Genomic DNA, 12,094 nt, shown 5'->3' with positions numbered 1-12,094 from the left:
ATGAGCACAGAAATTAAAGTTCCTGTTCTTCCTGAGTCGGTTGCAGATGCTACCGTTGCTACATGGCATGTAAGTGTTGGCGACAAAGTAACTCGCGATCAAAACTTAGTAGACATTGAAACAGATAAAGTGGTTTTAGAAGTTGTTGCACAGCATGACGGTGTAATTACAGAAATATCACAAGAAGAAGGTGCAACCGTACTTGGCGATCAAGTTATGGGTTTACTTGGTGATGCTGATGCAGCGCCAGCAAGTGAAGGTTCATCTAAAGAAGAATCAGCACCAGCTAAATCAGAAGACGCGCCAGCGGCGCAATCAGCACCAGCATCAGAAGGTAAAGAAGTGGACATTAAAGTACCTGTACTTCCAGAATCAGTTGCAGACGCAACAATTGCTACATGGCATGTACAACCAGGTGACGCAGTAACACGCGACCAAAACTTGGTAGATATTGAAACAGATAAAGTTGTTCTTGAAGTAGTAGCTCAAGAAGATGGCATCATGGGTGATATCATTCACAACGAAGGCGATACTGTACTAGGCGAGCAAGTAATTGGTTCGGTTAAAGCAGGCGGTGCACCAGCGGCTCCAGCTGCAAAAGCACACGAAACGCCAGCAGCAGATTCTAGCGAAAGTTCAGATGTGTTAACACCATCTGTTCGTCGTTTAATTGCTGAGAAAGGCTTAGACGCTTCTAAAATTAACGGCACAGGTAAAAATGGCCGTGTAACTAAAGAAGACGTTGATACGTTCTTAAAAGCACCAGCGCCAGCGGCTAAAAAAGCAGAAGCTTCTGCTCCTGCAGCACCGATGGGCGACCGTACTCAAAAACGTGTTCCAATGACTCGTTTACGTAAAACGATTGCTACACGTCTTCTTGAAGCTAAAAATTCAACTGCAATGTTAACAACATTCAACGAAGTGAACATGGAACCAATCATGAGCCTTCGTAAGCAGTACCAAGAAGTATTTGAAAAGCGTCATGGTATTCGTTTAGGTTTCATGTCTTTCTACGTGAAAGCGGTAACTGAAGCACTTAAACGCTTCCCAGATGTTAATGCATCAATTGATGGTGACGATATTGTTTACCATAACTATTTTGATATTAGCATTGCAGTATCTACTCCACGTGGTTTAGTTACTCCAGTACTTAAAGATTGTGACAAACTATCTGTTGCTGAAATCGAAAAGGGTATTCGTGAATTAGCACTTAAAGGTCGTGATGGTAAGCTAACGCTTGCAGATATGACCGGTGGTAATTTCACTATCACTAATGGCGGCGTATTTGGTTCATTACTATCTACACCTATCATTAACTTGCCACAGTCTTCAATTTTGGGTATGCATAAAATCCAAGACCGTCCGATGGCTGTAAATGGTAAAGTAGAAATACTACCTATGATGTATTTAGCACTTTCTTATGACCACCGTATCATTGATGGTAAAGAATCTGTTGGTTTCTTAGTGACTATTAAAGAGTTACTTGAAGATCCAACTCGCTTATTGCTAGATGTTTAATCTAGTTGTATGAAATGTAAGCTGTGAATGAACATTCACAGCTTTTTTTTTGCGCCTTTGGTCTTACTGGGGTTTTCATGTTAAGCCTTGGGATCTATACTAGGTGCGCAATTTGGGATAGTTGTTTATTTGAAAAAATATTCAGCTCTTTTAGTATAAAAAATTGGATAAAGCATCATGAATTTGCATGAGTATCAGGCAAAACAACTTTTTGCCGAATATGGTTTACCAGTTTCTCAGGGTTTCGCTTGCGATACACCTGAAGAAGCTGCAGCAGCTGCTGAAAAAATCGGCGGTGATATGTGGGTTGTTAAAACTCAGGTTCACGCAGGTGGACGTGGTAAAGCTGGCGGTGTAAAGCTAGTAAAAACTATCGACGAAGTAAAAGCGTTTGCAGCTAACTGGTTGGGTAAAAACCTAGTTACTTACCAAACAGACGAGAAAGGCCAGCCAGTAGCTAAAATTTTAGTTGAAAGCTGTACTGACATTGCTAACGAATTGTACCTAGGTGCAGTAGTTGACCGTGCATCTCGCAAAGTAGTTTTCATGGCGTCTACTGAAGGCGGCGTTGAAATTGAAACTGTTGCAGAAGAAACACCAGAGCTTATCCACAAAGCTGAAATTGATCCATTAGTGGGTCCTCAAGCTTACCAAGCACGTGAACTAGGCTTCAAATTGGGTCTTAACCCAGTACAAATGAAGCAGTTTGTTAAGATCTTTATGGGTCTTGGTAACATGTTTACTGATTTTGATTTCGCACTACTTGAAATCAACCCGTTAGTAATTACAGACGAAGGTAACCTTCACTGTCTTGACGGAAAAATCGGTATTGATGGTAATGCACTTTACCGTCAACCTAAAATCCGTGAGTTCCACGATCCATCTCAAGAAGATGCACGTGAAGCACACGCAGCAAGCTTCGAGCTTAACTACGTTGCTCTAGATGGCAATGTTGGTTGTATGGTTAACGGTGCAGGCCTAGCAATGGGTACTATGGACATCGTAAACCTACACGGCGGCAAACCAGCTAACTTCCTAGATGTTGGCGGCGGCGCGACTAAAGAACGTGTTTCTGAAGCATTCAAAATCATCCTTTCTGACGACAATGTTAAAGCTGTTTTAGTAAACATCTTTGGCGGTATCGTACGTTGTGACATGATTGCTGAAGGTATCATTGGCGCAGTTAAAGAAGTTGGCGTAAATGTACCTGTAGTTGTACGTTTAGAAGGTACTAATGCTGAATTAGGTCGTGAAGTTCTTAAGAACTCAGGTCTAGATATCATTGCTGCTGAATCACTAACAGACGCTGCTGAGAAAGTTGTTGCTGCTGCGGAGGGCAAATAATGTCTGTATTAATCAATAAAGATACAAAAGTTATCTGTCAAGGTTTCACTGGTGGCCAAGGTACTTTCCACTCAGAGCAAGCGCTTGAGTACGGTACACAAATGGTTGGTGGTGTAAGCCCAGGTAAAGGCGGTCAAACGCACCTTGGTCTTCCTGTATTCAACACAGTTCGTGATGCTGTTCAAGAAACTGGCGCAACTGCTTCAGTTATCTACGTACCAGCTCCTTTCTGTAAAGATGCAATCTTAGAAGCTATCGATGCTGGCATCGAGCTGATTGTTTGTATCACTGAAGGTATCCCTACGCTTGATATGGTTGACGTTAAAGTTAAACTAGATCAAACAGGTACTCGTATGATCGGTCCTAACTGTCCAGGTGTTATTACTCCTGGTGAGACTAAGATTGGTATCATGCCTGGTCACATCCACAAACCTGGTAAAGTAGGTATTGTTTCTCGCTCTGGTACTTTAACGTACGAAGCGGTTAAGCAAACTACTGATGCTGGTTTTGGTCAGTCTACGTGTGTTGGTATTGGTGGTGATCCAATCCCAGGTACTAACTTTATCGACGTTCTAGAAATGTTCGAAAAAGATCCACAAACTGAAGCAATCGTAATGATTGGTGAAATTGGTGGTACTGCAGAAGAAGAAGCTGCAGAGTACATCAAAGCTAACGTAACTAAACCTGTAGTATCTTACATTGCTGGTGTTACTGCACCAGAAGGTAAGCGTATGGGTCACGCTGGCGCAATCATCGCAGGCGGTAAAGGTACTGCTGATGAGAAATTTGCTGCATTAGAAGCTGCGGGCGTAAAAACTGTACGTTCACTTGCTGAAATCGGTAAAGCACTTAAAGAGAAAACAGGCTGGTAATTGCTTGTTTCCTCTGAAAAGGCCCGCTTATGCGGGCCTTTTTGTTATTGAGGTAAATTTAGAACGGATAACTAATATGCTGAAAAAAGCGTACAGACAAATCTTGTCGTTGTTTATTTATAGCCAGCTCGTTACATAATGCATGAATTGTTTTCTCTACTTGGTTCATAAAGCGGCCATAACCAATTTCATGTTTATCCTGCTGCGTTGCTACAATAACAAAATGTAGTGTTTCTACTAATTTTGTTGCTTCATAAAAATACTTAATTTGATTTTCATTTGATTCAACATCAAAGCTCAACTTTTGTAACTCTGCATTACCTTCATTTTTATCTATTTTACTGTTTCGGACAATGGGTATTGCGCCATTAGCTACCATTGCACCGTGTGTTAGTTTGTTTTGTTCACATGCGCGTTTAAAACTATCTGCAAAGTAATCATAAAACTTTTCCACATCGTTATTGTTCACCATTGTTTGAAACTGTGTTTTGATGGCCCGAGAAACCGCAATGGTAAATGTTGCGTAAGTCATTTCAGCATAGTCACTAGGAATATTACATTGCCTTGATTGATAACGAGGGTAGAGGCTTCTGAGTTTATATCCATAACTCTCTTTATTTCCCTTATCTTTAGCAAATAAATCGTAAGTTAGATGTTGGTGATCGCGAAGTTTAAATTGGGGCTGATTTATAAATAACTGTTCTTGGAGTAAGTTTAATACTTTTTGTACTCTATTGTGAAACAAAGCTGAGTTTGCACGTAAGTCTTCACCCGTGGCTAAAAACAAGAAACGTATTTTCTTGCTTTTTATATCTGGTAAGTAATAAATTTTATGTGCCTCGTGATAACGAGGGTTATAAAAAAACAACATCTGCTTGTCGGTTTCTAGTTGATATGACTCATCATGAAAGCGTACAACTGGTAGTTTATCGTTTGCTAATAAATGTACATTATGCAGTTCATACTCATCACAACATGCAAATAATTGACGTGCAATACGCTCGTAGCAACAGTTTATAGTGCTAAAGCTATTATAAAATGCTTCATTAGGTATTATTTCAGCCAATAAATAGTGGTTAGCGCGTGCATTAGTTGGAATATATACACGGTGTTGATTAAGTGTCGCCATCTTAGAATCCTTATAAAGTAGGTTATTTAGCTACTATAATTGGCTTTGATGACCTAAATGTTGCGTTAAAACAAATTTTATTCATAAACAATTGAACAAGTGGATTAAAGTTAATCAATATCTAAAATAAACCTTAATCTATTGCTGTATGTTATTGTATGTTTTTGTAATAATGCATTAGTTTTGTTATTACGTAATATTTAGAGGATCACACTCCTATGGCGGAAATTGAGAATCGCCCAAGTAACTTTATTAGAACCCGAATTGATGAAGACTTAGCAAGTGGCAAACATGCGACAACGCATACACGTTTTCCACCTGAGCCAAATGGTTTTTTACATATTGGCCATGCCAAATCAATTTGTTTGAATTTTGGTATCGCAAAAGACTACAACGGTTTATGTAACCTACGTTTTGACGATACAAACCCTGAAAAAGAAGACATTAACTACGTTAACTCTATTAAAGAGGATGTACAGTGGTTAGGCTTTAATTGGGATGGCGACATAAAGTATTCTTCTAACTATTTTGATACTTTATATGGTTACGCAGTAGAGCTTATTGAAAAAGGCTTAGCGTACGTTTGTTTTTTAACTGCAGACGAAGCACGACAGTACCGCGGTACATTAAAAGAGCCAGGTAAAAACAGTCCTTATAGAGATACTTCAGTTGAAGAAAACCTAGCGTTATTTGAAAAAATGCGCGCTGGTGAATTCAAAGAAGGTGAATGTGTACTGCGTGCTAAAATTGATATGGCAAGCTCATTTATGGTGCTTCGCGATCCAATTATTTACCGTGTACGTTTTGCTCATCATCACCAAACAGCAGACAAGTGGTGCATTTACCCAATGTATGACTTCACTCACTGTATTTCTGATGCGCTTGAAGGTATTACACATTCATTATGTACATTAGAGTTCCAAGATAACCGTCGTTTATACGACTGGGTACTTGATAACATTAGTTTAGAGTGTCACCCACAGCAAATTGAGTTTTCGCGCTTAAATCTTGAATACACTATTATGTCAAAGCGTAAGCTAAATGATTTAGTAGTAAATAACTATGTAGAAGGGTGGGATGACCCTCGTATGCCTACTATTGCAGGTTTACGTCGTCGTGGTTATACACCAGGTTCAATTCGTGAATTTTGTTTGCGTATTGGTGTAACAAAACAAGAGAATATGGTTGAAATGGGCATGCTTGAAGCATGTATCCGTGAAGACTTAAACGAAAATGCACCACGTGCAATGGCTGTACTCGATCCTGTTAAAATCGTTATTGAAAACTACGATGCAGATAAAGTTGAAACTTTATCAGTGGCTAATCACCCAAATAAAGAAGAAATGGGGCGTCGTGATGTTCCATTTACTCGTGAAATCTATATTGAACGAGAAGACTTTAAAGAAGAAGCGAATAACAAATTCAAACGTTTAGTACTTGATAAAGAAGTACGCTTACGTGGTGCTTATGTTATTAAAGCGCAGCGTGTTGAAAAAGACGAAAATGGCGAAATCACAACCATCTTCTGTACTTACGACAACGAAACACTTGGTAAAAACCCAAGTGATGGTCGTAAAGTAAAAGGTGTTATTCATTGGGTTTCAGCACCAGAGTCTATTACTGCAGAAGTTCGTTTATACGACCGTTTGTTTAGCGTACCAAATCCAGCAGCTGCAGAGGAATTTGAAACTACGCTAAACCCAGAGTCACTGGTTGTTTTACCTAATGCTAAATTAGAACCATCGCTTGCTAACTCGCAAGCAGAGCAGGGCTTTCAGTTTGAGCGTACAGGTTATTTCTCTCGTGATTCTAAATCAGAGAACGTTGTATTTAATCAAACAGTGGGTCTTCGCGATTCATGGTCTAAAACTCAATAAGTAATACCAATTCGCTTAATTAAGTGATCTATTTTGAGGCTGGAAAAACGTGTTGATAGCTAGGCAAAAAATTCGCTATTTAGTTATTCTAAATGAGCATTTTTTAACGCAGGTAACGACACGTTTAGCCCCGCAAAATGATTAAGTATTATTGTGGATTGGTATAATACTTAAAATATACCCAGGAATTACTGGGTATATTTATTACTATTGTCTTTTAGGCACAAAAAAACCTGCACTTAGCAGGTTTTTTTATTGCTTTTAAAAGCGGTATTAGCTGTTAGCGTCGCTAAATTCTTTACACGCTGCTTTATCATTACACTCACCGTATAAATACAAAGAATGGTTTGTAAGAGTAATACCATTTTCTTCAGCAATTTCTAGCTGACGACGCTCAATCATGTCATCTTCAAACTCTACTACTTTGCCACATTTCAAACATACTAAATGATCGTGGTGAGTGCTTCCTGAAAGTTCAAATACTGATTTTCCGCCTTCAAAGTGATGACGGCTTACAATACCCGCATCATCAAATTGGTTAAGTACGCGGTATACAGTTGCAAGACCAATTTCTTCACCTAGATCCAAAAGAATTTTGTAAACATCTTCAGCACTGATGTGTTGGTTATCTGGAGATTGTAAAATCTCTAATATTTTAATACGCGGTAAAGTTACTTTTAAACCGGCTTTTTTAAGTTCCAAGTTATGATCAGTCATTAAATCTGTCTCAATTTTATTTGGTTATACTAGACATCTTGCAAAGATGTACACGACACATTAGCAACAAACAGGATAACGTGCCTAAGCGTTAAGTGCAAAGAACAATTGATATATATTGCCTCTAAAGCTTAAAACGCTAACTGTTTGATAATTATTTAAACAGCTAGCGATATATGCAGTAAATTAGTCAGCTAATTCACTTAAACACATTTCTTCATATACTTGAGCAGACCATGCTTTAACACGTTGTTCTGTAAGCTCTGGTTGACGGTCTTCGTCGATACCCAAACCTACAAAGTGCTTATCATCAGCCATTCCTTTAGATGCTTCAAAGTCATAGCTTTCACTTGGCCAATGGCCCACAACAATAGCGCCACGTTCAGTAACAATATCGTTGATCATGCCCATTGCATCTAAAAAGTACTCAGCGTAATCTTCTTGGTCACCACAACCAAAAATAGCAACAAGTTTACCTTCAAAGTCTACTTCTTCAAGTTCTGGAAAAAAGTCATCCCAGTCACATTGAGCTTCACCGTAGTACCAAGTAGGGATACCGAATAAGATTAAATCAAATTCAGCAATCTCTTCTTTAGAGCTTTTTGCAATATCATGAACAGCCACTAGCTTTTTACCCAATTCTTTTTGGATCATTTTTGCTACGTGTTCTGTGTTACCTGTGTCACTTCCGAAAAAAATGCCTACACTTGCCATGGATTTAAAACCTTTTATGTATCAATAGCCAATCTTTCTTGTAAAATCGTTTCAATCAGCGCACTGCGGCTAATATTTTGTGCATCTGCCATATCACTCAATGCTTGATATAACTGCGATGAAACTTTAAATTCAACACGCTTTAAACCACGTGCTTTATCTCTTTTTATTTGATTACGTTTATTTACCTTTAACTGCATATCCCGAGAAAGGGGATTGGTCTTAGGTCTGCCTGGGCGTTTTTCGTATTCAAATAAATCGAGTGTAGTTCTATCTGTTTCTGACTTCGCCATGCTTAACCTACACCTGCGCCTTGCCAAAATACTTGAATAAGCCCTTTAGCAATAAAGCCTGAACAACCTAAAAAGAGCACGCCCCAAACAATGTATTGTCCGAACTTTGGTACATTGCCACTTTTTAGTACGTCTTTAATTGCCATGCCGATGAATATGAAAATACCGGCTAAGCCAAAATACAACCCTAGGGTATCAAATTCGTTAATTAACTGACTGACCATCAACGTATAACCTTTAAATTAAACGGCGCGTACTATAGCATATAAATATTCATATATTTAGTGCGCTGAATCAAAAACACGCGATTAAAATTGCTTTAAACCGCAGTTAAAAAGTCATTTATCGCTTTATTAACAGCAAGAGGCTTTTGAGCATGAAGCCAATGACCTGCGCCATGAATAATTTTAGCCTTGGTGTTTTTAAAGCGTGCTGTAATTGCAGTACGATGCTCGGGCAATATATAGTCAGAATCATTACCTTTAATGAAAAGAGTATCGCATAAACAAGAATTGTTTTCATTAACATTGGATGTGATTGTCGAATATTTTTCATCAAGCACATTTAGGTTAAATCGCCATGCAAAATGACCTTCTTCATTTTTGGCGAGGCTTTTAAGTAAAAACTGTCGAACCCCCAGCTCTTCAATATAAGGCTGCATAATTGCATCAGCTTGCTTTCTATCGTCTATTGACTGCGTTGAAACTGCTTTTAATGCTTGTAATATTTTTGTGTGGCGAGCAGGGTAACTAACAGGTGCGATATCAAGTACAACCAATTTATTTACCAGTTCAGGGTGTGTTAGTGCTAATTCCATTGCGACTTTCCCACCCATAGAATGTCCAACTAAATGTGCTTTATCTATGTTTAAATGTGCTAATAATTCAACAATATCTTGAGCCATTGCAGGGTAGTTCATTTCATCACTATGAGGAGAAAGCCCGTGGTTGCGTAAATCAACGTTAATAACATTAAAGTGTTCACTTAATGGTTTTGCGATTACATTTAGGTTTTCTAATGATCCAAAAAGTCCGTGGATCAAAATAACATTAGGGCCTTGCCCTTGTTGCTTGTAATTTAACTGCATACACGCCTCCTGAAAATTTCGCCATAGTTTGCCGAGCATTGCTCTAAAAAGCAAAAAATACAGCGACTATTTATTAAATTGGGCTTTTGTTCGTTAAATCAACAACAATCAAGTAAATATTAATATGTTTACGGGAGTGCTTGTTGTAACTCGCATTTCTGATTGGTTTGGGTATAATCACACGGGAGAAAAAAATGTGACCCGTAATGACAGGAAGAACATGAAACAAATCGACATAGACGACGAGTTATATCAGTATATTGCAAGCAATACGCAAAGTATTGGTGAAAGTGCATCCACTATTTTACGTCGTTTATTAAATCTGAACGGCGAAAAAATTCAAACCGCAAACGTAGAACTAACTCAAAATAATCAAACTGCGACTACGTCTACCGCCACATTAAAAAGCTCAGAACCACCTGCTGCTGAGACTTCAAAAAAACAAACGCCTGTAGCTCACGCACCCGTGAAGCAAAAAAGCGATAATGTTTTTAATGTATTAAATAAAGAAGAGCTGGCAATGCAAAAGGGTGTTGTTGGGCGCTTTTTGTTTATTTTAAGTGCATTTTACCGCACACATAAAACTGATTTTTCGGCTGTACTAGATATAAAAGGGCGTGACCGTGTTTACTTTGCTACTAGTAAAGAAGCCTTAGTAAATAGCGGTAGTAGTATGAACCCTAAAAACATAACTGATAGTGAATATTGGGTTATGACAAATTCTAATACAACGCGTAAAAAAATGATGCTTCATGAAGTTGCTCTTTGCCTTGGATATAGTGCAGAGCAAGCTGAAAAAATTCGCGATTACCTGTAAGGAAATATAATGGCTATTCACTCAGGCGCAGGCAAAACTGCTCCACAATCAGCACTGGTTAACGTACCTAAATTAGTATCTGCGTATTACTTAAACGAACCTGATCTTGAACAAAATCCAGAGCATTGTGTTGCTTTTGGTACATCAGGCCACCGTGGTTGTTCTTACGATGTTAAATTTAACGAGTCACACATTTTAGCGATTACTCAGGCTATTTGTGATTATAGAAAACAAAATGATATTTTTGGTCCGTTATTTTTAGGTAAAGACACACACGCACTGAGTGAGGCTGCATTTAATTCAGCTATTGAAGTTTTAGTTGCTAACGAAGTGCAAGTGATAACGCAAGAAAACGGTGACTTTACACCAACGCCAGTTATCAGCCACGCCATAGTTAGCCATAACAAGCTACACCCAAATGAGCTTGCAGACGGGATTGTTGTTACGCCTTCGCATAACCCTCCTGAAGATGGTGGCTTTAAATATAACCCACCTAATGGCGGACCTGCTGACACCGACGTTACTAAATGGATTGAAGACAGAGCAAATCAACTTTTATTAGAAGACTTGGTCGAAGTTGAGTTATTCCCATTCGCTAAAGCTTCACGTTCAGGCTTTATTCGCTACGAAGATTTAATGACTCCTTATATTGATGATTTAGCAAATATCGTTAATTTAAAAGCCATTAGCGATGCAGGTATCAAAATTGGTATTGATCCACTAGGTGGTTCAGGTATTAATTTTTGGCCTGTTATTGCTAAAAAATATAATTTAGATTTAACCGTTGTTAATGATGTTGTTGACCCACGTTTTGCTTTTATGCCACTTGATAAAGATGGCAAAATTCGTATGGATTGTTCATCACCTTATTCAATGGCGAACCTTATTGCATTAAAAGATGATTTTGATGTGTCTATTGGTAACGACCCTGACTACGATCGCCACGGTATTGTAACGCCAGATGGTTTAATGAATCCAAACCACTTTTTAGCAGTGGCAATTGATTACTTACTTAAACACCGTGATTGGAATGAAACAGTAGAGATTGGTAAAACACTGGTTTCTAGCTCTATGATCGATAAAGTAGCAGCGCGCAATAATCGAAAAGTAAAAGAAGTACCCGTAGGCTTTAAATGGTTTGTTGAAGGCTTAAGCAAAGGCAAGCTTGCCTTTGGTGGCGAAGAAAGCGCAGGTGCTGCATTCTTACGTTTTGATGGCTCTGTATGGTGTACAGATAAAGACGGCTTTATTATGGGACTACTTGCTGCAGAAATACTTGCAGTAACAGGTAAAACTCCATCAGCGCTATATAAAGAACTAGAACAAGAGTTTGGTTCTCCAATTTATAAACGCCTTGATGCACCGGCCTCAAGCGGCCAAAAGTCACGTTTAAAAGCATTGAGTGCTTCTGATGTTAAAGCAGATACACTTGCTGGCGAACCTATTTTGCAAAAACTGACTCATGCACCAGGTAACGATGCGGCAATTGGTGGTTTAAAAGTGGTCACTGAAAATGGCTGGTTTGCAGCGCGTCCATCAGGTACTGAAGATATTTATAAAATATACCTTGAATCATTTAAAGGTGAAGAGCATTTAGCGTTACTTGAAAAAGAAGCTAAAAAGTTAGTCGATTCTGTGATCAGCTAACACTGCTTAAACTATTTTAAAACGGCTGATTTATTCAGCCGTTTTTGTTTCTATACCTTTACCTTGTGCATATGTATGC

12 protein-coding genes are annotated in these 12,094 nt (G+C 38.7%); 6 read left to right on the top strand and 6 right to left on the bottom strand.

Going from position 1 to position 12,094, the window contains the following annotated elements; translation table 11 throughout:
- From odhB to sucD, 3 genes are all read left to right on the top strand, one after another.
- Entirely contained in the window at positions 1–1,518 is a 1,518-nt protein-coding gene (gene odhB / locus JG479_RS08340) for a 2-oxoglutarate dehydrogenase complex dihydrolipoyllysine-residue succinyltransferase (RefSeq protein ID WP_002961807.1), read from the top strand.
- Between the two features lie 177 nt (positions 1,519–1,695).
- Entirely contained in the window at positions 1,696–2,862 is a 1,167-nt protein-coding gene (sucC, locus tag JG479_RS08335; protein WP_002961809.1) for an ADP-forming succinate--CoA ligase subunit beta, read from the top strand.
- A complete protein-coding gene (gene sucD, locus JG479_RS08330; RefSeq protein ID WP_002961811.1) occupies positions 2,862–3,734 on the top strand; it encodes a succinate--CoA ligase subunit alpha in 873 nt (290 codons plus the stop codon). Before sucC ends, sucD begins: the two co-directional genes overlap by 1 nt.
- Before the next feature lie 58 nt (positions 3,735–3,792).
- Here sucD and JG479_RS08325 read toward each other — a convergent pair whose 3' ends face one another.
- On the bottom strand, positions 3,793–4,863 hold the full coding sequence (locus JG479_RS08325; protein WP_200218645.1) for a DUF3083 family protein: 1,071 nt from the start codon (positions 4,861–4,863) through the stop codon (positions 3,793–3,795).
- Positions 4,864–5,081: 218 nt separating this feature from the next.
- Between JG479_RS08325 and glnS the strand changes: the two genes are divergently transcribed.
- Positions 5,082–6,740, top strand: coding sequence for a glutamine--tRNA ligase (gene glnS / locus JG479_RS08320; protein WP_002961815.1), 1,659 nt, complete (start codon positions 5,082–5,084; stop codon positions 6,738–6,740).
- Between the two features lie 273 nt (positions 6,741–7,013).
- Here glnS and fur read toward each other — a convergent pair whose 3' ends face one another.
- The 5 genes from fur to JG479_RS08295 all read right to left on the bottom strand — a co-directional run bounded on the left by fur (position 7,014) and on the right by JG479_RS08295 (position 9,551).
- The gene (gene fur / locus JG479_RS08315; RefSeq protein WP_002962922.1) at positions 7,014–7,457 is read right to left on the bottom strand and encodes a ferric iron uptake transcriptional regulator; all 444 of its coding nucleotides are present in this window, start codon (positions 7,455–7,457) and stop codon (positions 7,014–7,016) included.
- A gap of 186 nt (positions 7,458–7,643) precedes the next feature.
- Positions 7,644–8,171, bottom strand: a complete 528-nt coding sequence (gene fldA / locus JG479_RS08310) for a flavodoxin FldA (protein ID WP_007586856.1) — start codon at positions 8,169–8,171, stop codon at positions 7,644–7,646.
- A gap of 14 nt (positions 8,172–8,185) precedes the next feature.
- A complete protein-coding gene (gene ybfE / locus JG479_RS08305; protein WP_002962928.1) occupies positions 8,186–8,464 on the bottom strand; it encodes a LexA regulated protein in 279 nt (92 codons plus the stop codon).
- Between the two features lie 2 nt (positions 8,465–8,466).
- Positions 8,467–8,688, bottom strand: coding sequence for a DUF2788 domain-containing protein (locus JG479_RS08300; protein ID WP_002962930.1), 222 nt, complete (start codon positions 8,686–8,688; stop codon positions 8,467–8,469).
- A gap of 95 nt (positions 8,689–8,783) precedes the next feature.
- A complete protein-coding gene (locus JG479_RS08295) occupies positions 8,784–9,551 on the bottom strand; it encodes an alpha/beta fold hydrolase (protein WP_002962931.1) in 768 nt (255 codons plus the stop codon).
- A gap of 220 nt (positions 9,552–9,771) precedes the next feature.
- Here JG479_RS08295 and seqA point away from each other — a divergent pair, with 220 nt between their 5' ends.
- Positions 9,772–10,368, top strand: coding sequence for a replication initiation negative regulator SeqA (seqA, locus tag JG479_RS08290; RefSeq protein WP_200218643.1), 597 nt, complete (start codon positions 9,772–9,774; stop codon positions 10,366–10,368).
- 9 nt (positions 10,369–10,377) lie between these two features.
- A complete protein-coding gene (pgm, locus tag JG479_RS08285) occupies positions 10,378–12,015 on the top strand; it encodes a phosphoglucomutase (alpha-D-glucose-1,6-bisphosphate-dependent) (RefSeq protein WP_002962933.1) in 1,638 nt (545 codons plus the stop codon).
- Positions 12,016–12,094: the final 79 nt, after the last annotated feature.

It is taken from the genome of Pseudoalteromonas sp. LC2018020214 (genome assembly GCF_016598755.1).
Taxonomy (GTDB): domain Bacteria; phylum Pseudomonadota; class Gammaproteobacteria; order Enterobacterales; family Alteromonadaceae; genus Pseudoalteromonas; species Pseudoalteromonas distincta.
The sequence above is the reverse complement of the archived record's forward strand: the minus strand, read 5'-3'. Positions and strand labels throughout refer to the sequence as shown.

Bases quoted from the DNA above. Each gene is read 5' to 3' on its own strand.
- odhB (WP_002961807.1), top strand. From the start codon at position 1: ATGAGCACAGAAATTAAAGTTCCTGTTCTTCCTGAGTCGGTTGCAGAT.
- sucC (WP_002961809.1), top strand. From the start codon at position 1,696: ATGAATTTGCATGAGTATCAGGCAAAACAACTTTTTGCCGAATATGGT.
- sucD (WP_002961811.1), top strand. From the start codon at position 2,862: ATGTCTGTATTAATCAATAAAGATACAAAAGTTATCTGTCAAGGTTTC.
- JG479_RS08325 (WP_200218645.1), bottom strand. From the start codon at position 4,863: ATGGCGACACTTAATCAACACCGTGTATATATTCCAACTAATGCACGC.
- glnS (WP_002961815.1), top strand. From the start codon at position 5,082: ATGGCGGAAATTGAGAATCGCCCAAGTAACTTTATTAGAACCCGAATT.
- fur (WP_002962922.1), bottom strand. From the start codon at position 7,457: ATGACTGATCATAACTTGGAACTTAAAAAAGCCGGTTTAAAAGTAACT.
- fldA (WP_007586856.1), bottom strand. From the start codon at position 8,171: ATGGCAAGTGTAGGCATTTTTTTCGGAAGTGACACAGGTAACACAGAA.
- ybfE (WP_002962928.1), bottom strand. From the start codon at position 8,464: ATGGCGAAGTCAGAAACAGATAGAACTACACTCGATTTATTTGAATAC.
- JG479_RS08300 (WP_002962930.1), bottom strand. From the start codon at position 8,688: ATGGTCAGTCAGTTAATTAACGAATTTGATACCCTAGGGTTGTATTTT.
- JG479_RS08295 (WP_002962931.1), bottom strand. From the start codon at position 9,551: ATGCAGTTAAATTACAAGCAACAAGGGCAAGGCCCTAATGTTATTTTG.
- seqA (WP_200218643.1), top strand. From the start codon at position 9,772: ATGAAACAAATCGACATAGACGACGAGTTATATCAGTATATTGCAAGC.
- pgm (WP_002962933.1), top strand. From the start codon at position 10,378: ATGGCTATTCACTCAGGCGCAGGCAAAACTGCTCCACAATCAGCACTG.